At 62.8% G+C, this 23,157-nt stretch carries 24 protein-coding genes and 2 tRNA genes; 9 read left to right on the plus strand and 17 right to left on the minus strand.

The features are described from left to right. Positions 1 to 11: 11 nt before the first annotated feature. Entirely contained in the window at positions 12 to 1,130 is a 1,119-nt protein-coding gene (gene proB, locus PspR32_RS03560) for a glutamate 5-kinase (protein ID WP_010225702.1), read from the plus strand. 22 nt (positions 1,131 to 1,152) lie between these two features. Next, a complete protein-coding gene (locus PspR32_RS03565; protein ID WP_162471134.1) occupies positions 1,153 to 1,596 on the plus strand; it encodes a CreA family protein in 444 nt (147 codons plus the stop codon). Positions 1,597 to 1,704: 108 nt separating this feature from the next. On the opposite strand, the gene mksF is transcribed toward PspR32_RS03565, so the two are convergent. From mksF to mksB, 3 genes are read right to left on the minus strand one after another with little or no spacing between them, the layout of a single operon-like run. Next, positions 1,705 to 4,536, minus strand: a complete 2,832-nt coding sequence (gene mksF, locus PspR32_RS03570) for an Mks condensin complex protein MksF (protein ID WP_159388098.1) — start codon at positions 4,534 to 4,536, stop codon at positions 1,705 to 1,707. Further along, positions 4,533 to 5,234: an Mks condensin complex protein MksE gene (gene mksE, locus PspR32_RS03575; RefSeq protein WP_010225708.1), complete on the minus strand. Its 702-nt coding sequence runs from the start codon at positions 5,232 to 5,234 to the stop codon at positions 4,533 to 4,535. Before mksE ends, mksF begins: the two co-directional genes overlap by 4 nt. Beyond that, entirely contained in the window at positions 5,224 to 6,501 is a 1,278-nt protein-coding gene (gene mksB, locus PspR32_RS03580) for an Mks condensin complex protein MksB (RefSeq protein WP_036993806.1), read from the minus strand. The genes mksE and mksB overlap by 11 nt, the downstream gene beginning before the upstream one ends. A 179-nt stretch (positions 6,502 to 6,680) precedes the next feature. Here mksB and PspR32_RS03585 point away from each other — a divergent pair, with 179 nt between their 5' ends. Then, a complete protein-coding gene (locus PspR32_RS03585; protein ID WP_100781928.1) occupies positions 6,681 to 7,478 on the plus strand; it encodes an energy transducer TonB in 798 nt (265 codons plus the stop codon). Further along, positions 7,471 to 7,923 carry a ribosomal protein S18-alanine N-acetyltransferase gene (gene rimI / locus PspR32_RS03590; protein WP_036993809.1) on the plus strand — a complete coding sequence of 151 codons (453 nt, stop codon included), beginning with the start codon at positions 7,471 to 7,473 and terminating at the stop codon, positions 7,921 to 7,923. Before PspR32_RS03585 ends, rimI begins: the two co-directional genes overlap by 8 nt. 4 nt (positions 7,924 to 7,927) lie before the next feature. Here the strand turns inward: rimI and PspR32_RS03595 are convergent, their stop codons facing one another. Beyond that, positions 7,928 to 8,251, minus strand: coding sequence for a hypothetical protein (locus tag PspR32_RS03595; protein ID WP_010225712.1), 324 nt, complete (start codon positions 8,249 to 8,251; stop codon positions 7,928 to 7,930). Between the two features lie 120 nt (positions 8,252 to 8,371). Between PspR32_RS03595 and can the strand changes: the two genes are divergently transcribed. Then, entirely contained in the window at positions 8,372 to 9,010 is a 639-nt protein-coding gene (gene can, locus PspR32_RS03600; protein WP_010225713.1) for a carbonate dehydratase, read from the plus strand. A gap of 98 nt (positions 9,011 to 9,108) precedes the next feature. Here the strand turns inward: can and PspR32_RS03605 are convergent, their stop codons facing one another. After that, positions 9,109 to 10,248 carry a hypothetical protein gene (locus PspR32_RS03605; protein ID WP_159388099.1) on the minus strand — a complete coding sequence of 380 codons (1,140 nt, stop codon included), beginning with the start codon at positions 10,246 to 10,248 and terminating at the stop codon, positions 9,109 to 9,111. Between the two features lie 87 nt (positions 10,249 to 10,335). On the opposite strand from PspR32_RS03605, the gene PspR32_RS03610 reads away from it, so the two are divergent. Beyond that, positions 10,336 to 10,947, plus strand: a complete 612-nt coding sequence (locus PspR32_RS03610) for a YcbK family protein (RefSeq protein ID WP_159388100.1) — start codon at positions 10,336 to 10,338, stop codon at positions 10,945 to 10,947. Here the strand turns inward: PspR32_RS03610 and PspR32_RS03615 are convergent. Then, a complete protein-coding gene (locus PspR32_RS03615; RefSeq protein ID WP_100781931.1) occupies positions 10,935 to 11,813 on the minus strand; it encodes a LysR substrate-binding domain-containing protein in 879 nt (292 codons plus the stop codon). The genes PspR32_RS03610 and PspR32_RS03615 overlap by 13 nt on opposite strands. Positions 11,814 to 11,936: 123 nt before the next feature. Between PspR32_RS03615 and PspR32_RS03620 the strand changes: the two genes are divergently transcribed. Beyond that, positions 11,937 to 12,551, plus strand: a complete 615-nt coding sequence (locus PspR32_RS03620; protein WP_159388101.1) for a LysE family translocator — start codon at positions 11,937 to 11,939, stop codon at positions 12,549 to 12,551. Positions 12,552 to 12,617: 66 nt separating this feature from the next. Here PspR32_RS03620 and PspR32_RS03625 read toward each other — a convergent pair. Both PspR32_RS03625 and PspR32_RS03630 read right to left on the minus strand, forming a co-directional pair. Next, positions 12,618 to 12,694, minus strand: a tRNA-Met gene (locus PspR32_RS03625). Positions 12,695 to 12,779: 85 nt separating this feature from the next. Beyond that, on the minus strand, positions 12,780 to 13,562 hold the full coding sequence (locus PspR32_RS03630) for a FecR family protein (protein WP_159388102.1): 783 nt from the start codon (positions 13,560 to 13,562) through the stop codon (positions 12,780 to 12,782). Between the two features lie 190 nt (positions 13,563 to 13,752). On the opposite strand from PspR32_RS03630, the gene PspR32_RS03635 reads away from it, so the two are divergent. Beyond that, positions 13,753 to 14,967 (plus strand): MFS transporter, encoded by a 1,215-nt coding sequence (locus PspR32_RS03635; protein ID WP_036993814.1) that lies wholly within the window; start codon positions 13,753 to 13,755, stop codon positions 14,965 to 14,967. Positions 14,968 to 14,973: 6 nt separating this feature from the next. On the opposite strand, the gene PspR32_RS03640 is transcribed toward PspR32_RS03635, so the two are convergent. Beyond that, positions 14,974 to 15,531 carry a hypothetical protein gene (locus tag PspR32_RS03640; protein ID WP_036993816.1) on the minus strand — a complete coding sequence of 186 codons (558 nt, stop codon included), beginning with the start codon at positions 15,529 to 15,531 and terminating at the stop codon, positions 14,974 to 14,976. A 372-nt stretch (positions 15,532 to 15,903) separates the two neighbouring features. Here PspR32_RS03640 and PspR32_RS03645 point away from each other — a divergent pair, with 372 nt between their 5' ends. Beyond that, positions 15,904 to 17,073 carry an MFS transporter gene (locus PspR32_RS03645; protein ID WP_036993818.1) on the plus strand — a complete coding sequence of 390 codons (1,170 nt, stop codon included), beginning with the start codon at positions 15,904 to 15,906 and terminating at the stop codon, positions 17,071 to 17,073. Positions 17,074 to 17,107: 34 nt separating this feature from the next. Here PspR32_RS03645 and ppk2 read toward each other — a convergent pair whose 3' ends face one another. The 8 genes from ppk2 to lolB form a co-directional block, all read right to left on the minus strand. Next, a complete protein-coding gene (ppk2, locus tag PspR32_RS03650) occupies positions 17,108 to 17,917 on the minus strand; it encodes a polyphosphate kinase 2 (RefSeq protein WP_010225726.1) in 810 nt (269 codons plus the stop codon). 148 nt (positions 17,918 to 18,065) lie between these two features. Beyond that, positions 18,066 to 19,166, minus strand: a complete 1,101-nt coding sequence (gene ychF / locus PspR32_RS03655) for a redox-regulated ATPase YchF (protein WP_010225727.1) — start codon at positions 19,164 to 19,166, stop codon at positions 18,066 to 18,068. Positions 19,167 to 19,187: 21 nt separating this feature from the next. Next, the gene (pth, locus tag PspR32_RS03660; protein WP_010225728.1) at positions 19,188 to 19,772 is read right to left on the minus strand and encodes an aminoacyl-tRNA hydrolase; all 585 of its coding nucleotides are present in this window, start codon (positions 19,770 to 19,772) and stop codon (positions 19,188 to 19,190) included. 77 nt (positions 19,773 to 19,849) lie between these two features. Further along, positions 19,850 to 20,446 (minus strand): 50S ribosomal protein L25/general stress protein Ctc, encoded by a 597-nt coding sequence (locus PspR32_RS03665; RefSeq protein ID WP_010225729.1) that lies wholly within the window; start codon positions 20,444 to 20,446, stop codon positions 19,850 to 19,852. Positions 20,447 to 20,584: 138 nt separating this feature from the next. Beyond that, positions 20,585 to 21,526: a ribose-phosphate pyrophosphokinase gene (locus tag PspR32_RS03670; RefSeq protein WP_010225730.1), complete on the minus strand. Its 942-nt coding sequence runs from the start codon at positions 21,524 to 21,526 to the stop codon at positions 20,585 to 20,587. 48 nt (positions 21,527 to 21,574) lie between these two features. Then, a tRNA-Gln gene (locus tag PspR32_RS03675) sits at positions 21,575 to 21,649 on the minus strand. Between the two features lie 34 nt (positions 21,650 to 21,683). Continuing rightward, the gene (gene ispE / locus PspR32_RS03680; RefSeq protein ID WP_159388103.1) at positions 21,684 to 22,535 is read right to left on the minus strand and encodes a 4-(cytidine 5'-diphospho)-2-C-methyl-D-erythritol kinase; all 852 of its coding nucleotides are present in this window, start codon (positions 22,533 to 22,535) and stop codon (positions 21,684 to 21,686) included. A 3-nt stretch (positions 22,536 to 22,538) separates the two neighbouring features. Next, entirely contained in the window at positions 22,539 to 23,156 is a 618-nt protein-coding gene (gene lolB, locus PspR32_RS03685) for a lipoprotein insertase outer membrane protein LolB (protein ID WP_010225732.1), read from the minus strand. Between the last annotated feature and the right edge of the window lies 1 nt (position 23,157).

Below are 23,157 nucleotides of genomic sequence, written 5' to 3' on the forward strand. Positions count from 1 at the left end.
GTTGGAAGAAGATGCGGAGCAAGGTGACGGGTGCGCAGCGCTGGGTCGTGAAAATCGGCAGTGCCCTGCTGACAGCAGATGGCAAGGGCCTGGATCGCGCGGCCATGGGTGTCTGGGTCGAGCAGATGGTGGCGTTGCATGAGGCGGGTGTCGAGTTGGTGTTGGTGTCGTCCGGGGCGGTTGCCGCCGGGATGAGCCGTTTGGGCTGGACCAAGCGACCGAGTGCGATGAACGAGCTGCAGGCCGCGGCCTCGATCGGCCAGATGGGCCTGGTGCAGGCCTGGGAATCGAGCTTTGCCGAGCATGGCCGGCACACCGCGCAGATCCTCCTGACCCACGACGACCTGTCGGACCGCAAGCGCTACCTCAATGCCCGCAGCACCCTGCGCACCCTGGTGGAACTGGGTGTGGTGCCGGTGATCAACGAGAACGACACGGTGGTTACCGACGAGATCCGCTTCGGCGACAACGACACCCTGGCGGCGCTGGTGGCCAACCTGGTGGAGGCCGACCTGCTGGTGATCCTCACCGACCGCGACGGCATGTTCGATGCCGACCCGCGCAACAACCCTGATGCGCAGCTCATCTACGAAGCCCGTGCCGACGATCCGAGCCTCGATGCCGTGGCCGGTGGCACCGGTGGCGCCCTGGGCCGTGGCGGCATGCAGACCAAGCTGCGTGCCGCGCGCCTGGCAGCGCGTTCCGGTGCCCACACGATCATCGTCGGTGGCCGCCTGGAGCGCGTGCTCGACCGCCTCAAGGCGGGCGAACGCCTGGGCACCCTGCTGTCGCCTGAGCGCGGCATGCTCGCCGCGCGCAAGCAGTGGCTGGCTGGCCACCTGCAAACTCGCGGTACCCTGGTGCTCGACGATGGCGCAGTGAAGGCCCTGCGCAAGGACAACAAGAGCCTGTTGCCGGTCGGTGTGAAGACCGTGCAGGGCAGCTTCCGGCGTGGCGAGATGGTGGTCTGCGTTGGTCCGGATGGCCTCGAAGTCGCCCGCGGACTGGCCAACTACAGCGCCCTGGAAGCACAAAAAATCATTGGCCAGCCGTCCGACGCGATCGAGGCCCTGCTGGGTTACATCGCCGAGCCGGAGCTGGTGCACCGCGACAACCTGATTCTGGTCTGAGGAAATACGTGTGTTCAAAGGGATGATTGCAGCGGCGCTGCTGGCGTTGCCGGTACTGGCGTCGGCCGAGGAGATTGGCCAGGTATCGACGGTGTTCAAGATCGTCGGGCCGAATGACCGCATCGTTGTCGAGGCGTTTGACGACCCGAAGGTCGAGGGCGTGACCTGCTACCTGTCGCGGGCCAAGACTGGCGGTCTGAAAGGCGGCCTGGGCCTGGCTGAAGACCGCGCCGAGGCGTCGATCGCCTGCCGTCAGGTCGGGCCGATTCGCTTCAAGGAGCAGCTCAAGGACGGTGACGAGGTGTTCAAGGAGCGTACCTCGCTGGTGTTCAAGACCATGCAGGTGGTGCGCTTTCTCGACAAGAAGCGCAATACCCTGGTCTATCTGGTGTACTCGGATCGTGTGATCGAAGGCAGTCCGCAGAACGCGGTAACGGCGATTCCGATCCTGCCGTGGGCTCAGTAAAACCGAGTTGAATGCATCGCTGGCAAGCCAGCTCCCACAAGGACCACCGTGATCCCTGTGGGAGCCGGCCTTGCCGGCGATGGGGCCTGAAAGGCCCCTGGAGAGGCCTCAAGCCGAAGCTTCTTCCTCTTCTTCCCGCACCACCGCCTTCTCCACATCACGGCGGCTGATGTACTTCCAGTCGGCCTCGTCAATGTAGATCCCGTTCGGCCCACTGCCGCCTTCCAGGTCGATGGCGACATGCGCCGAAACCTGCGGCTTCACGCTCGCCAGAATCGGTACGAAGCCCAGCTGCAAGCTGGTTTCCAGCAGCGCTGCCTGGTTGCGTTCGTCGATGTCGGCCGCCTCGTCCAGGTAGTACGGCAGGCGTACGCGGCCGGCCAGGTCGCGGTCCATCAGGTGCAGCAACAAATACATGTTGGTCAGCGCCTTGATGGTCATGGTGGTGCCGTTGGACGCCGCACCGTCGATGTCGGTGTGGATCACCGGCTGGCCACCGACCTTGGTGATCTCGAAGGCCAGTTCGAACAGATCCTTCAGGCCCAGCTGGTTGTGGTTGGCTGCCACCAGCCGCGCCAGGTACTCCTTGGCCTCTTCGTTCTTGTTGTCCTGCTCGGCGCTCTGGCTCAGGTCGAACACCGACAGGGTCTCGCCTTCCTCGTACTGGCCGGCGCTGTGGATGATCTGGTCGATGTGCTTGAGCGCTTCCTTGTTCGGCGCCAGGACGATGCGAAAGCTCTGCAGGTTGGAAACCTGGCGCTTGTTGATCTCGCGGTTGAACAGCGCCAGCTGGTGCTCGAGGCTGTCGTAGTCGCTGCGGATGTTGCGCAGGGTCCGGGCGATGTCGGTAACCGCGGCGCGGCGCGCCTTGCCCAGGGTCAGGGCTTCTTCGGTGCGGTGCGAGTAGGCGTTGATCAGCAGCTGCAGACGGCGCTCCATGTCGTCTTCGCTGTCGAACTTGGCCACGCCCTTGAGGCGTACCTGGGCGTACAGCGCTTCGATCTGGCCATCGACCCGCAGCAGGCCCTGCCAGCTGTCCTGGTAGTCGTTGAGCAGCGGCAGCAGGTTGTCCATGCTGTCGTCGACCGGCTCCATGAACGGCGTGCCGAACGGCAGGTCGGCGGGCAGCAGCTGGCGACGGCGCAGGGCGTCGTCGAGCGTGCGCTGCTTGGCTTCCATGTCGGCGATCTGGCGGCCGACCAGTTGCAGCTTGGCCGATAGTTGCTGGACGCGTTCGGTGAAGGCGTCGCTGGAGCGCTTGAGCTCGTCCTGGGCGGCTTCCATCTGCGCCAGCTGTTCGAGCTTGTCGCCTTCTTCGGCGGACAGGGTCTCGCTGCGGCGGAAGTCTTCCAGGGCCTTCTGCGCATCCAGTACCTGCTGGTACAGGGCTTCGGTCTGGGTCTTGCTCGCGGCGCGGTCGGCGGCCACGGCCTGCTGGGTCTTGAGCTGCTTGAGCTCTTTCTCCAGGCGTTCCTTCTGGTCACGCAGGGCGGCGCGGTCGGCCAGGGCCTGCAGGGCAGGGGGCTCGATGTGCGAGAGGTCGATGGACAGGCCCGGGGCTTCGAAGCGCTCGCCCTTGAAGCCGTCGAGCACCGCTTCCAGGGATTTGACCCAGACATCGCTGTCGTCCAGCTCGATGCCGCGCTCGCCCAGCGGCAAGCTGAACAGCGCGCCGTTGAACAGGCGCATCAGGCGCTCGACGTCCTGCTGCGAGAACTCTTCACGCAGGCGTGCATAACTGTTGTTGTCGGCATGATCGAGTTGCTGCTTGACCGACTTCAGGCGTTTTTCCAGCTCGCGCAGACGCTCTTCGAGGTCTTCGGCGCTGAACTGGCGCGACTGCGCCAGGGCGCCGGCGAGTTCGTCGTGGGCGTCCTTGGCGGCCAGCAGTTGCTGTTCCAGGACCTTGACGTCGTCGACCAGGGCGAAGCGGTGCTTGAGCACCGACAGCTCACCGAGCCAGCGTTGCACGCCAGTGATCTCGCGCTCCAGGCGCATCAGCTCCTGGGTGCCGCCACGCTGGTCGTTCTGCAGGCTGTCCTGTTCGTTTTTATAGTGCTCGGCCTGGATCACCAGTTCTTCTTTGCGCGCACTGGCGTAGTCCTGCCAGGTGCCGAGCAGCGAGTCGAGCAGTGGCGACAGGCGATGCAGCTTGCCGCGCAGGATGTCGCGCTGGGCCACGCCGTTGGCCAGGGCCTCGACCAGCGGGCCGGCGGCGACCAGCGAGTTGTAGTCCTGCTCCATGCGCCGTACGTCGCGGAAGGCCTCTTCGCAGGCGGCGATGTAGTCGACGCTGCCCGAACGCAGGCTGTGCTCGAAGGCATCGAGGAACAGCTGCTTGAGCTTGGCTGCGGTGATCTCGCGCATGTGCAGCAGGTTGATGAACAGGGCGCGGAAGGTTTTCAGGCTCTGTTCGCTGGTGGAGCGCAGCGGGATCAGGGTCAGGTCCAGCGGGATCGAGGTGTGGCCGCCGACCAGCAACCGGCGCAGCTCGTCAGGCTTGAGCTCATAGGCTTTCAGGCCGTTGCGCTCGAGGTTGCTGAACAGCTCTTTCTGGCGCAGGCAGGTGTCGTTCTTCTGGTAGTGGGCCAGGTCCAGCTCGCCGGCATAGGCGAAGAACTGGTGACCGAAGCCCCCCCCCGGGCCGCGGCCGACCACGCCGATCACGTGCGGGCCGTGGGGCAGGTTGACCTCGCAGAGGATGTAGCTGGTGTCGCTGGCAAAGTAGAAGCGCCGCGACTGCTCCAGGCTGTACTTGCCGAAGCTCATGTCGGACATGCGCGCCAGGATCGGGAACTGCAGGGCGTTGATCGAGGCACTCTTGCCCAGGTTGTTGGCACCGTAGACCGACAATGGGTGTTCCAGGGGGAACAGACCCAGGCTGTAGCCGGCGGTGTTGAGCAGTGCGAAGCGGCGAATGCCGTAGCGTTCCTGGCTCATGCGTCAATCTCCTGTTGCTCTTGCGCAATGGCTCGGGCCAAGGCGTCTTCTTCGCTTTCTTCGAACGGGCTGAGGTCGAGCGGGTCGTCGGTACGGTTGAGCTCTTCCGGGCTCTCTTCCTCGACCAGCACCGGCGTTGGCAGCGGCAGGGCGCTGTGCAGGCTGGCGGCCAGGTCGCGGTCCTGCTGGACCGACAGGCAGACGTCGAGGAAGCGGTGCATCGGCGGCAGGAAGCGGTAGATGCCGTTCTCTTCGTGGGCAAAGCCGAGCTGGGTCATGCGGCGCATGATCTTTTCTTCCAGCTCGTCCGGGGTCTGCACTTCGGCCTGGATGAACAGGTCGCGGTACTTTTCCAGCAGCGAAGGCAGCTCGTCGCGGCCAAGGCTGCCGCCGTCGAGCACCGACATCGGGTCGCGGCCCTGGTCGGCCAGGTGTTCGACCAGGATGAAGGTGAACAGCGACAGGCGCTGGGCGGTCTTGTTGACCTGGGCGGCGGCCAGGTCCGGGACGAAGTAGTAGAAGCCACGGGTGTCGCACACCAGTTCAAAGCCCAGGGCCTTGAACAGGCCACGGTACTGGTCCTGGAAGTTCGACAGTTGGGCGTACAGCTCCGGGTCGCGGCGGCTGATGTGGAAGCCCTTGAACAGCTCGCGGAAGATCGGTGCGAGCTGGGACAGTTCGGAAAGATCAAGATGCATGGGCAGGGCTCGCAGTTGGCTCAGGCGATGGTTCGCGGCTCGATGTCAGAGCGAAGGAACGCAGGCTGACCAGGTGTTCGCGGGTGGTGTATTCACGGCGCTCGAGGCGCTCGCGGGCAAAGCGTTTTTCCCGCGACAGGCGCGAGAACCAGTACAGCAGCTCGTCGGTGGCGCCTTCGGGCTCCTGGTCGAGCAGCCAGACCATCAGGTCCGGCAGCGGCAGGGCGTCCTCGCAGCGTTCGAGCATTTCCTTGACCGTGCGCGGTGCGCGCGGTGCGTCGCCCTTGTGGCTTTTGTGGGCCTTGGGGAACTGCGCAGGCTTGGGCTCGAAACGGGCCAGGGCATAGACATAGGCTTCGACCTGGCTGGCGCTGCCGAGGAAGGTGCTCTGCGGGCGGGTGAACAGCGGCATGGCCGCCTGCGGCACGGCATCGAGGCCCTTGCGGCGGATCACCGACAGGGCCAGGGCGGCGCCACGGGTCACGGCGTTGTGGCGGCGGGCTTCTTCACGCAGCGGCAGCAGCAGTTCGCGGGCATGGCGCAGGGTCAACTGGGCGCTGGTCTGCATCTCGAGGATGCGCGCATGGGTACGCAGGAGCATGTCGTCGTCGACCAGATGGCCGAGGCGCGCCTGCTCGCCGAGCAAGCGCAGCAGCACGGTCTCGACCTTGCGCACGCCTTGCTCGAAGGCGCCGTCGGCGTTGACCAGCTGGATCATCGGTTCAACATATTCGTCCCAGGTCGCCAGGACTTCGGCGTAACGCTGGCGCAGGGGGATCTGCCGGTCGCTGGTCTTGGCCCGTTCGGCCACGGCGACCAGCGCCTGTTCGTCGTTGTCGAGCTTCTTCAGGACGTCGCGCACGCGCATGTCGAGCAGGCGCAGCTGGCGCGCCAGGTCGTTGCCGTCGCGAATCTCGAAGGCGTCCTGGATATGCCCGGCCAGGCGCTCGAGGTGGCGCAGGTAGGCTTCGATCTCCAGGCACAGGCCCAGGCGGTGCTCACGGCGCAGGTAGGCAAGAAAGTCATGGATCTGGGCGTTGAGCTCGAAACGGTTCGGGCTTTTGGCCACCGGCACCAGGATATCCAGGCGGATCCACACGTCGAGCAGGCTGGTGATGTCCTGGGGGGTACTCTCCAACTGCTGGGTGGCCAGTTGCTGGCGCAGTTCGGCCAGGCTCAGGGTGCCCCCGTCGAAGCGCTCGCACAACGGCTCGAGCAGGGCCCAGTGTTCGGCTAGGGCGCGCAGGACGCGCTTGGGTTCGATCATTGGCGGGTCGACTCGTTGCCAAATAAAAGCGCCGATTGTACTGCATCAGACGCCTGTCGATTCACCCCCTGATCGCTTGATCCTGCTGTCGAGCGGTTTTCTGCCGATCAACAGCGGCGCCAAACGGCGAACAACGTTAGAATATCGCCCCTGACTTATCCACAGATGGCCGATCCTTCTTGTTAATCGAGTCCCGCCGCCGCGCTTACCTCAACGCCATGCAAGTGGTGCACTGGCTGCCGCGTGCCGAACTGCCGTTCGCTGCACCGTCGCGCCCGGAGCTGTTGTTGCCGGTGGCGGCGCTGGAGGAACCGGCGTTCGAGCCGCAGGAGCAGGCGCCTGTTGCCGCTGCCGTAGCAGCGAGCGCGCCGGTAGCACGCACCGTTGAGCGACCGAAGATCGAGATCCCGCGCCCGGGCAGCATGCCGAAAGTGGCGGCCAAAGCAGTGGAAGAGGCCGAGAAGGCGCCAGTGCCGGCCAGGCCGGCCCCGGTGCCGCCTCCACGCTTTGCCCTGCAACTGCTGCGCGCCGGCAATTGCCTGCTGCTGGTGGAGCTTGCCACCGGCGAGCCATTCCAGAGCCGCGACCCTTCCTACCTGTTGCTCAAGGACATGCTGCGCGCCGCCGGCCTGCCGGACAGCCCGCAGATCATCGGCGAGCCGGTGCGCTGGCCGTTGCTGGTGCGCGGCAACCTCGATCAGGGGCCGCAGGCGGCGACCGATTTCGTCCAGGGCTTTATCCAGGCCCGGCTTGAAGAAGCGCCGTGCGTCTGCCTGTGGCTGATCGGCCTGCCTGCCGTGCGTTTTGCCGGCGAGGCCGACGCCGATGCTTATTACCGCGAGTTGCCGGTTGAAGGGCTGGGCGCTGCCTGGGCCTTGCCGGGGCTCGAACTGTTGATGGACGAGCCGCAGCGCAAGGCGCACGTCTGGCAAGCCATGCGCCGGCTGATGGCGCGCTGGAAACCAAGTGATGAGTGACACGATCAGCTTCCGCCGGATGACCGAGGCGGATCTGGATGCCGTACTGAAGATCGAATACGCCGCCTTCAGCCACCCCTGGACCCGCGGGATCTTCCTCGACGGTCTCAAGTCCTATGAAATCTGGCTGATGTTCGAAGGCGAGCAGCAGGTCGGCCATGGCGTGATCAACGTGATCATCGACGAGGCGCACCTGCTCAATATCACCGTCAAGCCGGAAAGCCAGGGTCGCGGCCTGGGCCTGCGCCTGCTGGAGGAGCTGATGAGGCGCGCCTATGCGCTCAACGGTCGTGAGTGTTTCCTCGAAGTGCGTGCCAGCAACCAGTCGGCCTATCGCCTGTACGAGCGCTACGGCTTCAATGAAATCGGCCGCCGGCGTGATTACTACCCGGTTGCTGGCGGTCGCGAAGACGCCCTGGTCATGGCCTGCACCCTGTTCGAGTAAGGGGTCAGCGCTCCGGCTTGCCGTCCAGCGGGTCGCGGCGTGCCAGCTCTGCTTCATCCAGGCCTTTGCCGCCGCCGATGTCACCTTGGTCGACTACGCTCAGGTCCCAGTCCGCAGGGTGATTTGCTCCCGGCTCGTTGGCGGAGCGGGCGCCGTCTTCGGGGATCAGGGTTTCCGGCTCGAGGTCATCGTCGGTTGGGTCGAAACCGACATCAACGTTGGGGGTATCCTCGTCAAAGTGCAATTCTTCAACCGAGCCCATGGGGTCTTCGTCTTCATCGCTCGGGGCGGGCTGCGGGGCGTGAAGCGGGCGGTGTTTCTGGCTCATGGTCGATCCTCCTGCAGAGGGGCCTAAACGGTTGACCTGCCGTTTGCCGGAAGATTCAAAGGCGTGACCTGAACAGGCCGGCGCCTGTCACAGGATGGGCATCAACCATGAGGCTTGAACATGCACGATCTACAAGAACTGATTGATAACAACGCGCGCTGGGCCGATGCGATCAAGCAGGAAGATCCGGATTTCTTCGCCAAGCTGGCGCGTCAGCAGACACCGGAGTTCCTCTGGATCGGGTGTTCGGATGCCCGGGTACCGGCCAACGAGATCGTCGGCATGCTGCCGGGCGACCTGTTCGTTCACCGCAACGTTGCCAACGTGGTGCTGCACACTGACCTGAACTGCCTGTCGGTGATCCAGTACGCGGTGGACGTGCTCAAGGTCAAGCACATCCTGGTCACCGGCCATTACGGTTGCGGCGGGGTGCGGGCATCCATGCAGGATCGTCAGCTGGGCCTGATTGATGGCTGGCTGCGTTCGATTCGCGACCTGTACTACGAAAACCGCGTGGAGCTGGCCAAGCTGCCGACCGAGGAAGAGCGGGTGGACCGCCTGTGCGAGCTGAACGTGATCCAGCAGGTGGCCAATGTCGGCCATACCACTATCGTTCAGAATGCCTGGCACCGCGGGCAGAGCCTGTCGGTGCATGGCTGCATCTATGGCATCAAGGATGGGCGCTGGAAGAGCTTGAACGCGACTATCAGTGGCCTGGACCAGCTGCCGCCGCAGTACCGGTTGCGTCCGCAGGACTGAGCCTATCGCGGGGCGGCCAATCGCTGGCAAGCCAGCTCCCACAGGATCTGTATGAACCGGTCCATGTGGGAGCGGGCTTGCCCCGCGATGGATACCCCTCAAGCTTTCTGCAAATCACGCAACGTGCGCGTCACCTCCCCGGTATTGCACTTGGCACTGGCCTGCTCTGGGGGCATGTTGCGAATCGTGCGGAAATACAGCTCGCACGTCTGCTTCTTCGCTGTCACCTGCCACTTCTGCGTACAGGCACCCAGGGTGGCCTTGGCATCCGCCGCCGGGTTGCGGCCCATGCCCGACTGCCAGCAGGCGGCGCTCAAGTCCTGGCCCATCATCTTCAGCCCGGCCTGATCGGCTTTGTCCTGGTCGCCGTCATAGTTGGTTTTATCCGCCGCATACCAGATCGCGCTCGGGTGGTTGGCACCCAGCACCGACACCTTTTGCCCGGGCGTCGGGCTGATGGTCGCCAGGCCCAGAACGTAGAGCTTGGGCCCATACTGCTGCTCGATCCAGCTGCGCACCGGCGAACCGAAGGCAACCATTGGCAAGGATGCGCCATTGCCGGTTCGGGTCACCTCCTTGACCATCTGCACCTGATAGTCCTTGAAGTAGCCATACACGCCTTCAAGGTCTTTGCCGGCGCTGGCTGGCGCCGCGATCGGGGCGATGTCGACGATGGTCTGGTAGGCAGGGGTTTGTTCCGCGGGGATGCCGTTGAAGGTCAGCAGCGTGGCCCAGCGGTCGGTAGTGTTGGAGCGCAGGTAATCCTGGGCCTGGGTCAGCGAGTAGTCCGGCGGGAAGTGCAAGAGCTGAATGCTGCGGCGATTTTCCAGGGCCATGCCGAGTGGCAGGAACAGGTTCCAGCTGTAGGCCCATTTGCCTTCGCGGTTGAGCTGGTTGGCGCCTTGATAGGCCAGATCGCCGGTAGTGAGCAGCGCTTGCAGGGGTTTGCTGTAGTCGCTTGGCACACCCTGGATGTCAGCATGCAGTTTGTCGTTGTCGCGATTGACCTTCACGGTCGCGGTGGCGTAACCGTCGCGCTGCACGCTCTGGGTCAGGTAGTGCTCTACTGTTCGTTCCAGGCTCCAGTCACGAAAGCAGATGACATTGCAGTTGTTGGGGTAGGCAAACAGCCGGGTCACGCGTTCCTGGCTGCCCAGGTCGATGCGGGTGTCAGCCAGGGCGGCGCTGCTCAAGGTCAGGGCGGCCAGGGCAAAGGTCAATGGAGCAGTCTTGTGCATGATTAACTCCTTGTCAGTTTCTCCCTGCAGTCGGGAGGCTTACCATACTGGAGGAATTTCCCGGGGGTTGGGAAGGGGGGCAAGCTGATGAATCCGTGGCGTAAGGCTGGTATTGGTGCAGGACTTTTGCTGACAGTGCTGGGCACTGCGCAGGCCGAGGAGCGTGACCTGCATCTGTTTGCCCAGTGGGCGGGCGATCATCAGACCCGGCCCTTTCGCCAGATGCTGGTGGATGCGCGCCTGTATGGGGTGGTGCCAATCCACCAACTGCTGCGCTCGGCCAGTGACTGGCGTCTGTGCAAGGCCGAGCCGTTTGCGGTGGCGCCAGCGGTGCAGTGGCCGGCGGTGCGTTCGACCTTGCAATTGCTCAAGACCCTGAGCGATCAGGGCGTGCTCAAACGCTATGAAGTGGTGTCGGCCTACCGCAACCCAGCGCTCAACCGCTGCGCTGGCGGCGCCGTGGCCAGCGCCCATACCCGCGCCTTTGCGGTCGACTTGCTGTTGCCGGGCTGGGCCGATCCGGCGCCGTTGTGCCGCTTCTGGCAGGCCCACGGCAAGGGCTGGAACATGGGCCTGGGGCGATACCCATCGGGGCGCATTCACATCGACACGGCAGGCTACCGCACCTGGGGGAGCGACTTCAGCAGCGGTTCCTCCTTCTGTGCCCCGGCGATGGCCGGCAAGGCTCAGGCCAGGTGAGCCAGGCAAGCGTGTGATTGCTCGATCACCCATTCGGCGAAGCAGCGGCTTTTGCCATCGTCAAGAATCGCCTGGGGGCTGAGCAGGTAGTAGGCTGATTGATCCTGGATGAAGCCGCGTGGCGCCTGCAGTTGGCCGCTGTCGATTTCGTCCTGGACCATCAAGCGCGAAGCCATGGCTACGCCCAGCCCGGCCGCCGCCGCCTGGATGCACAGGTAAAAGTGCTCGTAATCGGCGCGGCTGCTGCCCTTGGCCGATTCGCCGCTTCGGTGTAGCCAGGTAGCCCAGGCATTGGGCCGCGAAGCACTGTGCAGCAGGCGTTGGCCGGCCAGGCCTGGTTCGGGCAGGGCATGGCCGGCACTGCACACCGGCCCGACCCATTCGTCGCAGATCTTCAGTGCATGCAGGTTGGCATCCCAGCGAAAATCATCGCGGCGCAGGGCCAGGTCGACACCGCTGCGGGCGAAGTCGATTGGCCCGCCGGCCGCCACCAGGTGCAGGTGGATATCCGGGTGGGCGGCATGAAAGGCCGGTAACCGGGGGATCAGCCAGCGCATGGCGATGGTCGGCTCGCACGACAGCACCAGCACGTTCTCCCGCGCCTGTTGCTGCAGGCGGTACACCGCGCCCTCCAGCTGTTCGAACACCGACAGGGTGGTGCCGTGCAGGGCGCGCCCGGCGGCGGTGAGAAAGATCGCCCGGTTGCGCCGCTCGAACAGTTGCACCCCCAGCGACTCTTCCAGCAGGCGTACCTGCCGGCTCACGGCGCCGTGGGTGACATTGAGCAGCTCGGCAGCGCGCACGAAGCTCTGGGTTTGTGCGGCGACGTCGAAATAGCGAAAGGCAGAAAGCGCGGGCAGCTTCATATCTGTGAGAAAAACTAGCGGATTTCACTCACTATAAATCGCTTTTTGCCTTGCCAGAAGCTTTCGATAATGGCCGCGCGCAGACGTATCTGTGCATTGGCCTAGCAGATCGAGGAGCTTTACGTGAATGAAATCATCGCCGTTGCCCTGTTCACCGTGTTAGCGGTGATCAGCCCGGGCGCCGACTTTGCCATGGTGACCCGCAGCAGTTACGCCTTCGGCCGGCGTGCGGGCCTGGCTGCGGCCCTGGGCATTGCCCTGGGGGTGCAGGTGCATGTGCTGTACACCGTGTTGGGCATTGCGGTGATCATCAGCCAGAGTCCGGCGCTGTTTCTGGCCATGAAGGTGCTGGGGGCGGGGTACCTGATTTATCTTGGCTACAAGTCGCTGACCAACACCACACGGATTTCCCTGGACGGTGCCAGCGCCAGTCAGCTCGGGGTGCTGGTGGCTTTGCGCTCGGGCTTTCTGACCAATGCCCTGAACCCCAAGACCATGCTCTTTGTGGTCAGCGCCTACACCCAGGTGGTGCAACCGGGCAGCTCGCTGGCGATCAACTTCGGCTATGGCGCGTTCATGTCGTTCGCCCATTGGCTGTGGTTCAGCCTGGTGGCGGTATTCTTCTCGAGCGCGGTATTGCGCCGGGCCATGCTTGAGCGCCAGCGCCTGGTCGATCGGGTGATTGGCGTGGCCTTGATCGGCCTGGGGGTGGCAGTGGTGTTTGCCAATGTACGTTAAGCGGGCGGGGTAAAAATCGCAGGCAAGAAAAAAGGGCTTACCTTGCGGTAAGCCCTTTTTAGTACTTGGTGGCTACACAGGGACTTGAACCCCGGACCCCAGCATTATGAATGCTATGCTCTAACCAACTGAGCTATGTAGCCAAGTGGCGCGCATTATTCGCCTGAAACAGATTTGTGTCAACACTCTTTTTCAAAAAAATTAACGCGCGATCAACTGCTTAGCCATTTATGGGCTCGGCACGATGATCCATTGCCCGGCCAGGCTGCTTACGCTCAGGTTCTGATTGCGGGCCAGAGCATTGATTGCACTGCTGGCCTGGTCGAGGTTGAAGCTGCCGCTGACCGGGCGCTGACCGAGCTGTTCGTCGATGTACAACAGGCGGCCGCCCTGGTATTCGGCAAGCTGTTCCAGCACCTGGCGCAACGGCACGTCGCGTACCCGCAGTTGGCCCTCGCGCCAGGCCAGCCGGCGTTCGGCATTGACCTTCTCGACCTGGCCCAGGCGGCTGCCGTTCAGGGTCACGCGCTCACCGGGGGCGAGCATGCGTTTGTCGCCGCCGCTGCTGACCTCGACCTTGCCTTTGAGCAGCACCACTTCGTCATGATCGCGGCCGCGGCTGACGGAGAAGCGCGTACCCAGCACCTGCACCTGCGCCTGATCGATGTTGACGACAAAAGGCCGGCCATCGTGGGTCACTTCAATGAACACCTGCCCTTGCACCAGGCGCAGCGTACGCACAGGCCCACGCAGGTCGACATCTACGGCGCTGGCGCTGTCGAGGGTCAGCCGCGAGCCATCGGCCAGCTGGATCTGCCGGCGTTCGCCAACGGCGGTGGCGACATCGCTGTTCAGGCGCTGCAGCAATGGCAGTTGCAGCATCACCAGGGCGCTGATCAGCAAGAGGCTGGCCGCCACTGCCCAAACGCCCCAGGAGCGTGGCGCCACGCGGCGTTCGATCTTGTGCAGGCGGCGCGCCGGCAGTTCCAGTTGGTTTGGCGATGGGGTCATGGCAGGTCAGCGGGCATGGCGTATGCAGGCCTCGGATAGGCGGGCAGTGGGGGTGGTGAAAGCGCACTGACTATATCGTTATTGATAATCATTAACAAGAACGTCAAAAGTACGTTGGTCGAAAAGAATAGTGCGCTTGCTAACGAATTCTGGATAATTGGATCCCGCCCACCGGATGGAAGCTTTTGTCATGGCTGTGAGCACTGCCTCGTCGTCACCCGCCAGTACCGCCACTGCCCAGAGCAGCCCGCTGGTGATGCGCATCATCGCCGCCTGTGCCCTGGCGCATTTGATCAACGACCTGATCCAGTCGGTGCTGCCGTCGATCTACCCCCTGCTTAAGGCCAACTATGGCTTGAGCTTCGCCCAGGTCGGGATGATCACCCTGACCTTCCAGATCACCGCCTCGTTGCTGCAGCCCTGGGTGGGTTTCTATACCGATCGCAAGCCGATGCCGAACCTGCTGCCGCTGGGCACCCTGTGCACCCTGGTGGGTATCGTCATGCTCGCGTATGTCGCCAGCTTCCCGATGATCCTCCTGGCGGCGGCGCTGGTGGGCATTGGTTCGTCGACCTTCCACCCGGAAACCTCGCGTATTGCCCGGCTGGCCTCGGGTGGGCGTTTTGGCCTGGCGCAGTCAAGCTTTCAGGTTGGTGGCAATGCAGGCTCCGCCTTCGGCCCGTTGCTGGCGGCGGCGATCATCATCCCCTTCGGTCAGGGCAATGTGGTGTGGTTCGGCCTGTTCGCTGTCTGCGCCGTGCTGGTCACCTATGGCCTGAGCCGCTGGTACAGGGCACACCTGAACCTGTTCAAGGCCAAGCAAGGCCAGCGCGCGACCCATAGCCTTTCCCGCCAGCGGGTGATCGGCGCCCTGGTGGTGCTGGGGTTGCTGGTGTTCTCCAAGTACTTTTACATGTCCAGCTTCACCAGCTACTTCACGTTCTACCTGATCGAGAAGTTCGACCTCTCGGTGGCCAGCTCGCAGCTACACCTGTTCCTGTTTCTCGGCGCAGTAGCGGCCGGAACCTTTTTTGGCGGGCCGATCGGTGACCGCATCGGGCGCAAGGCGGTGATCTGGTTCTCGATCCTGGGTGTCGCGCCATTCACCCTGTTGCTGCCTTACGTCGACCTGTTCTGGACCAGCGTGCTCAGCGTGATCATCGGCTTTATCCTCGCCTCGGCGTTTTCGGCCATTGTTGTATATGCCCAGGAACTGGTGCCGGGTAACGTGGGGATGATCGCTGGCATCTTCTTCGGCCTGATGTTCGGCTTTGGCGGCATCGGCGCAGCGGCGCTGGGCTATCTGGCCGACCTCAAGGGCATCGAATACGTCTACAGCCTGTGCTCGTACCTGCCGCTGTTCGGCCTGCTGGCAATCCTCCTGCCGTCCACCGGCAAGCGTTGAAGCTGCCTAGCGATGCCGGTGGGCGCAGCTCATCGGCTGCCCGGCCAGTTCGCCGATCAGTGCCGCCAGGCGTTCGGTTTCGGCGCGGTTGAGGCGGTCGCTGCGCAGGACCTGCTCGCCAACGCCGAAGCTGAAGTCCCAATCCAGATCCATCAGGTAGTACGTCGTTTTGTCGACGGGGCTGCACCAGGTGGTGTGCGGCGCCTCGATAGCGTCGCCCATGAACTGCATGAAGGTCTCTTCGGCCACCTGTGCCTGCAGGTATTGCCCTGGCAGGCTGAAGTTCTCGCCCGCGCAGACAAACGGCTGGCCGGGTTCGAACTCGAACAGGCGCACGACCTGCGCGGGGTCCGCTTCGACCCTGAGCCTTCGGAACAACTCGGCACTCGGTCGGTACAACGGGCTGCACCAGAGGCTGTCGTCACTGTCGCCGGTTTCATCCAGGGCATCGGCCGCAGCGGGCTCGAGCCAGCCCAGGGTCAGCAGCTGTTGCTCCAGGCTTTTCCAATCGGGCGCGGGCAGGTGGCGATAGCGGGGGAAAATGAACTGATGATGTTCGGACATGCGCTGATCCTCTTCCATGATGGCGCGAGAGTAGCACAGCGAGATTGACGTCTGGCCCGGGCTTCCCCTAGAGTGCCGGCCTGCCTTTTTCCTGTAGTCGACCCATGAACCGCTTTTCCCGTCCTTGCGCCATCCAGCCGGCTGTTATCCAGGCCGTCGTGTGCGACTGGCCGTGTGACACGGTGCTCAAGCGTCGGCGCAGCGTGTTGTTCGCGTTTACCTTCTCGCCGCACCTTCACACCTCCTGACCCTGCGGCTGTGTGCCCGGCGTTCTGCCGTGGCTGAGCTCGCCGCTAACCGAATCCTTTTACGGTCATGTATGCGCCTGCGCAGGTGCGATGTCGTGCCTGCGCCGGTGAGTCTGGAGTTGTGATGAATATGCGTTTGTTGCTGGGCTTGTTGTTTGCGGTGTCGGTGGTCGGTTTCAGTCTCGGGGCGAGCTTGCCGCTGGTGTCCCTGCGTTTGCTCGACGCCGGCGCCAGTACTTTGCAGATCGGTATCGTCTCGGCGATTCCGGCCGCGGGGATGATGCTGTCGGCGTTCATGGTCGATGCCTGTTGCCGGCACCTGACCCGGCGCACCATCTACCTGTTGTGCTTCGGCCTGTGCACCCTGAGCATCGGTTTGCTTGAGTGGGGCTTCTCTTCGATCTACTTGCTCGGGCTGTTGCGGCTGGGGCTGGGGATCGGCATGGGCATCGCGATCATCCTCGGCGAGTCGTGGGTCAACGAGCTGAGTCCGGAGCACAACCGCGGCAAGATCATGGCCCTGTACGCCACGGCGTTCACCGGTTTCCAGATGCTCGGCCCGGCAATGCTGGCGCTGCTCGGGGCACAGAGCACCTGGGTGACGACAGTGGTGACCGCCTGCTACGGCCTGGCGCTGCTGTGTATCGTGCTGACGGTGCCCAATGATCATGTCGAGCATGGCGAGGAGGGCGGCAAGAGCTTTTCCCTGGCGGGCTTTTTCCGCGTGGCGCCGGCCTTGTGCATGGGCGTGCTGTTCTTCTCGTTCTTCGATGCAGTGATTCTTTCGCTGCTGCCGGTGTACGCCACCAACCATGCCTATGCGGTGGGGGTGGCGGCGTTGATGGTGACGGTGATCCTTACCGGCGACATGCTCTTCCAGCTGCCGATCGGCTGGCTGGCCGACCGCTGCGAGCGCACGACGGTACACCTGGTGTGCGGCGTGGTGGCGATGTTGATCGGCCTGGCGCTGCCGTGGCTGATCGGCATGCAATGGTTGCTATGGCCAGCACTGGTGCTGCTCGGTGCGGTGGCGGGCGGGGTCTATACCCTGGCGCTGGTGCTGATCGGCCAGCAGTTCAAGGGCCAGGACCTGGTCACCGCCAATGCCAGCGTCGGCTTGCTCTGGGGCGTCGGCAGCCTGCTCGGGCCGCTGATCAGCGGCGCGGCCATGGACGTTGCGCCCCATGGCCTGCCAATGGCCCTGACGGCCATGGCGGCGCTGTTCGTGGTGTTCGCCCGCAGTGCCCGGCGGCGGGCCTTCAGGGCCCAGCGCGCCGATCAGGGCACTCTGTAGCACACTTGCAGCGGTGTCGCGCGCCAGGTGTCTTTCAGAAGCGCTCGGGAACCATGCGCGATGTGTAGCTGGTGCTTTTGTCGCGCCCGATCTTGCCGCGCTTGGGCAGTTCGATCTTCTGCTTGTGGGTGATGTCCTCGTAGGGCACCTGCTTGAGCAAGTGGCTGATGATATTCAGGCGCACCCGTCGTTTGTCCTCTGAAGGGGCCACGTACCAGGGGGCCCATGAGGTATCCGAGGCGGCGAACATCTCATTGCGCGCGCGGGTGTAGTCGTCCCAGCGGGTGAAGGACTTGAGGTCCATCGGGGTCAGTTTCCAGATCTTGCGACCGTCGGTGATGCGCTCTTTCAGGCGCCGTTCCTGCTCCTGGGGGCTGACTTCCAGCCAGTACTTGATGAGAACGATGCCGGACTCGACCAGCATCTTTTCGAACGATGGCACCACCGAAAGAAACTTGCGGGACTGCTCTTCGGTACAGAACCCCATCACCCGCTCAACACCGGCGCGGTTGTACCAACTGCGGTCGAAGATCACCACTTCGCCGGCCGAGGGCATGTGCTGGATGTAGCGCTGGGCGTACATCTGGCTTTTTTCCCGTTCGGTCGGTGCTGGCAGCGCCACTACGCGAAACACCCTCGGGCTGACGCGTTCGGTGATGGCCTTGATCGTTCCGCCCTTGCCGGCACCGTCGCGACCTTCGAAGACGATGCAGACTTTCAGGCCCTTGGCTACCACCCATTGCTGCAATTTGACCAGCTCGACGTGCAGGGCCTTGAGTGCTTGCTCGTACTCTTTACGGGGGAGGCGTTCGCTGTTGCTTTGTTTTTCCTTCTTTTTAGCCATGCGCCGATACCTGGTCTGTGGACGAAAGCCGTTTGAGTGCGGCTTTGAGTATAGACCTGGGTTTTGGCCAGCATTTGTGCGCAACGCAGGCAAAGAAAAACCCCTTGAAGCATAGCCTCAAGGGGTTTCGGGCTCATCAGGGAGCGGATCAGACGTTGAAGCGGAAGTGCATCACATCACCGTCTTTGACGATGTAGTCCTTGCCTTCCAGGCGCCATTTACCGGCTTCCTTCGCGCCGCCTTCACCCTTGTACTGGATGAAGTCGTCGTAGCCGACCACTTCGGCACGGATGAAGCCTTTCTCGAAGTCGGTGTGGATCACGCCGGCCGCTTGTGGAGCGGTGGCGCCGACGCGTACGGTCCAGGCGCGTACTTCCTGCACACCGGCGGTGAAGTAGGTCTGCAGGTTGAGCAGCGAGTAACCGGCGCGGATCACGCGGTTCAGGCCTGGCTCTTCGAGGCCCAGGGCTTCGAGGAACATGTCCTTCTCTTCGCCGTCGTCGAGCTCGGCAATCTCGGCTTCGATCTTGTTGCACACCGGCACCACGAGCGCGCCTTCTTCTTCGGCGATGGCCTTGACCACGTCCAGGTGCGGGTTGTTGTCGAAGCCGTCTTCGGCAACGTTGGCGATGTACATCACAGGTTTGCTGGTCAGCAGGTGGAAGCCGCGGATCAGCGCCTTCTCGTCAGCGCCCATGGCCTTCATCAGGCTGCGCGCAGGCTTGCCTTCGGTGAAGTGCGGGATGAGTTTTTCGAGGATGGCTTTCTGCGCCAGGGCGTCCTTGTCACCGCCCTTGGCGTTGCGCGCAACCTTCTGCAGTTGCTTCTCGCAGCTGTCGAGGTCGGCGAAGATCAGTTCCAGGTCGATGATCTCGATGTCGCGCTTGGGGTCGACGCTGTTGGAGACGTGAATCACGTTCTCGTCTTCGAAGCAGCGCACCACGTGGGCGATGGCGTCGGTTTCGCGGATGTTGGCCAGGAACTTGTTGCCCAGGCCTTCACCTTTCGAGGCGCCAGCCACCAGGCCGGCGATGTCGACGAATTCCATGGTGGTCGGCAGCACGCGGTTCGGCTTGACGATGGCCGCCAGGGCGTCCAGGCGCGCATCAGGCATCGGCACGATGCCACTGTTCGGCTCGATGGTGCAGAACGGGAAGTTCTCAGCGGCGATGCCGGATTTGGTCAGGGCGTTGAACAGGGTGGACTTGCCGACGTTGGGCAGGCCGACGATGCCGCAATTGAAACCCATGGTGAATCCCTCTTCGTGGAGTCAGGCCTTTTGGCTGTGCAGCTCTCTCATCGCACGCGTCCAGTCGCCGGCGAGGATGTCCGGCAGCACGCCGAGGGCAAAATCGATACTGGCGTCCAGTTTCTCCTGCTCGGCGCGTGGCGCCTTGCCGAGGACGAAACTGGAGACCTTGCTGCTGTCACCCGGGTGGCCGATGCCAAGCCGCAGACGGTGAAAGTCATTCTGGTTGCCGAGCTGGGCGATGATGTCGCGCAGCCCGTTGTGCCCGCCGTGGCCGCCGCCCTTCTTGAGCTTGGCGACGCCGGGAGGCAGGTCGAGTTCGTCGTGGGCCACCAGGATGGCATCTGGCGGGATGCGGAAAAAATTCGCCAGTGCAGCAACGGCCTGGCCGCTGCGGTTCATGTAGGTGGTCGGAATCAGAAGACGAACGTCGTTGCCCTGATGGCTGAATTTTGCCGTCAGGCCGAAATACTTGCGATCAGCAGTCAGGTTGACGCGCTGGGCGCTGGCAATGCGTTCTACGAAAAGAGCCCCTGCGTTATGCCGGGTCTGTTCGTATTCGGGGCCGGGGTTTCCCAGGCCGACGATCAGTTGGATGGCGGTCACGTCAGGGGCTCTTCCTTGGAGTTGTGGGTTACAGCGCTGGGCGCTGTAACCCGGTCAACGCCGGCGTGCTGAGTAGATTACTCGGCAGCGCCTTCTGCAGCTTCAGGCGCAACACGCGGAGCGTGAACGTTGGCGATAGCCAGGTCGTTACCGTGAGCCAGAGCGACGAACTCAACGCCTTTCGGAGCTTTGAGGTCCGACAGGTGGATGATCGCGCCGACTTCGGCGTTGGCCAGGTCGACTTCGATGAACTCAGGCAGGTCTTTGGCTTCGCAGGAAACTTCGATCTCGTTGGCGGTGTGGGAGATCTCGCCACCTTTCTTGACCGGAGCTTCTTCGTTGATGAAGTGCACAGGTACTTTGGCGGTCAGTTTCTGGCCAGCAACAACGCGGACGAAGTCAGCGTGCATGATGAACTGCTTGGCAGGGTGACGCTGCATGGCTTTAACAACGACGTTTTGTTTCTTGCCGTCGATGTTCAGTTCGATAACGTGGCTGAAGGCAGCTTCGTTGTCGAACAGCTTGGTGATTTCCTTGGTCAGGATGGTCACGGATTCAGCAGCTTGGCCACCACCGTAGACAACGGCAGGGATGTTGGCGGAATGACGCAGGCGGCGGCTCGCACCTTTCCCCAGGTCAGTACGCGCTTGGGCGTTCAGAATGAAATCAGTCATGTTGTATCTCCAAAATAGCCATTCCCGAGTGGCGTTTGCGACCAGCGCCAAAGCGGGATGGGCAAAAAAGCCCCGCCCCAACAACCAGTGTTGGGGCGGGGCGCTTTACGTCAACGTGAGTTCGCGAGGGTAAAACCCTCAGCGGAACATCGCGCTGATCGATTCTTCATTGCTGATGCGGCGAACCGCCTCGGCAACAACCGGTGCGATATCCAGTTGACGGATACGGTCACAGGCTTGTGCTGCAGCGGACAGCGGGATGGTGTTGGTCACCACCAGTGCGTCCAGCACGGAGTTCTCGATATTCTCGATCGCCCGACCCGACAGGACAGGGTGCGTGCAGTAGGCGTAAACCTTGGCAGCGCCGTGTTCTTTCAGGGCCTTGGCCGCGTGGCACAGGGTGCCGGCGGTGTCGACCATGTCGTCGACGAGAATACAGGTACGTCCTTCGACGTCGCCGATGATATGCATCACTTCGGAGTGATTAGCCTTTTCACGGCGTTTGTCGATGATGCCCAGATCAACGCCCAGGGACTTGGCAACAGCACGTGCACGCACGACGCCGCCGATGTCCGGGGACACGATCATGAGGTTCTCGAAACGCTGGTCTTCGATGTCATCCACCAGAACGGGGGAGCCGTAGATGTTATCTACCGGAATATCGAAGAAACCCTGAATCTGGTCAGCGTGCAGGTCGACGGTGAGAACACGGTCGATACCTACGACGGTGAGCATGTCAGCGACGACTTTGGCGCTGATAGCTACACGCGCCGAACGCGGACGGCGATCCTGGCGGGCATATCCGAAGTAAGGAATCACGGCAGTGATTCGGGAAGCTGAGGAGCGGCGGAAGGCATCGGCCATCACTACCAGTTCCATCAGGTTATCGTTGGTTGGCGCGCAAGTCGGCTGAATGATGAAAACGTCCTTACCGCGAACATTTTCATTAATCTCAGTGCTGATTTCGCCGTCGGAAAATTTTCCGACAGAAACATCACCCAGTGGGATATGCAGCTGACGTACGACACGCCGAGCCAGATCGGGGTTGGCGTTCCCCGTAAAGACCATCATCTTGGACACGCGCAGTACCTGAAGGCTGAGGGTATACCTGGATGAGTATAAGGAAAATGGCAGGGGCGGCTGGATTCGAACCAACGCATGGCAGGATCAAAACCTGCTGCCTTACCGCTTGGCGACGCCCCTGTATCTGTTGCTGCGAGCACCTGGTGCTCGATTCCTAGAGCAGGCTCTGCAGCGTGCGATGCAACATCGAAACGTTGCTTCCCTTAGCTACAAACCCTGTTTGGGTCTCTGCAAGAAGGGCCAAAACTTTATCAGCTTCAGCTTTGTTTGGGAAGGCCCCAAACACACAACTTCCAGTTCCGGTAAGCCGAGCGTCAGTGAATTCGTTTAACAAATTCAATGAATTGCGTACCTCTGGGTAACGCTGCTCTACCACCGGTTGGCAGTCATTTCGACTGTTTCCCTTGGGAACGGGGCGCATCTTAAGGGGCAAGGAATCACGTGTCAACAGCGGATCTGAAAAAATTTCTGCTGTGCTAACAAATACTTGCGGGACCAGCACGACGTACCAGGGCTCTTCGGGGTCGACCGGGGTCAGCTTCTCACCCACACCCTCAGCGAATGCCGCATGGCCGCGGACGAAAACCGGCACGTCGGCGCCCAGGGTCAGGCCCAGCTCGGCCAGTTGGTCTTCGCTCAAGCCCAGTTGCCATAAATGATTGAGGCCGAGCAGGGTGGTGGCGGCATCGGAGCTGCCGCCACCAATGCCGCCGCCCATCGGCAGGATTTTCTTCAGCCAGATATCCACGCCCTGGCTGCAACCGCTCAAGGCCTTGAGCTTGCGCGCGGCCTTGACGATCAGGTTGCTGTCGTGGGGGACATTGTCGATCTCGCTGTGCAGGCGCACTTCACCGTCTTCGCGCAGGGCGAAGGAAAGCTCGTCGGCATGGTCGAGAAACTGGAACAGGGTTTCCAGCTCATGGTAACCGTCGGGGCGGCGGCCAAGAATGTGCAGCATCAGGTTGAGCTTGGCCGGTGCCGGCAGGGTCAGGGTTGCAGTGTTCATAGATCAGTGGCCCAGTTGCCGTGGTTGCCAGTCCTTGACCACCAGGGTCACGTCGAGGTTCTGTCCGTGCAGCTTGATGCGTTCGGGCAGCCAGTAGCCGTTTTGTTCGGCGTAGCTCAGGTACTGCACGTCCCAGCCGTCCTGCTTGAGGCTGGCCAGGCGACTGTCGCCGTCGAGGGTCAGCTGGCTCTTGCTGTCGGGGGCGGGCAGGCCACGAATCCACCAGACCAGGTGCGAGACCGGCAGCTCCCAGCCCAGTTGCTCTTCGAGCAGGGCTTCGGGGCTATTTGCCTCGAAGCGGCCCTGGTTGGCGACTTCCAGGGTGACGCCACCGGGGCGCCCGGTCAGGCGCGCGGCGCCGCGGCCCAGCGGGCCGGACAGGCGGATATCGTAGTAATCCTGGCGCTGCAGCCAGAACAGCGTGCCGCTGCCGGAGTCTTTCGGCGCGCGGATGCCGACCTTGCCGTTGATCTGCCAGCCATCGAGGGTGCTCAGCTGTTGCTTGTGCTCGCGCCACAGCTGTGGGCTGCCCTCGCCCCGCAGGGCCTCACGGGAGCCGAAGCCGGCACAGCCGGCAAGCAGGGCGATCAGGGTGAAGGTGATGCAGTGGCGCAAAAACATA

The organism is Pseudomonas sp. R32 (assembly GCF_009866705.1).
Classification (GTDB): domain Bacteria; phylum Pseudomonadota; class Gammaproteobacteria; order Pseudomonadales; family Pseudomonadaceae; genus Aquipseudomonas; species Aquipseudomonas donghuensis.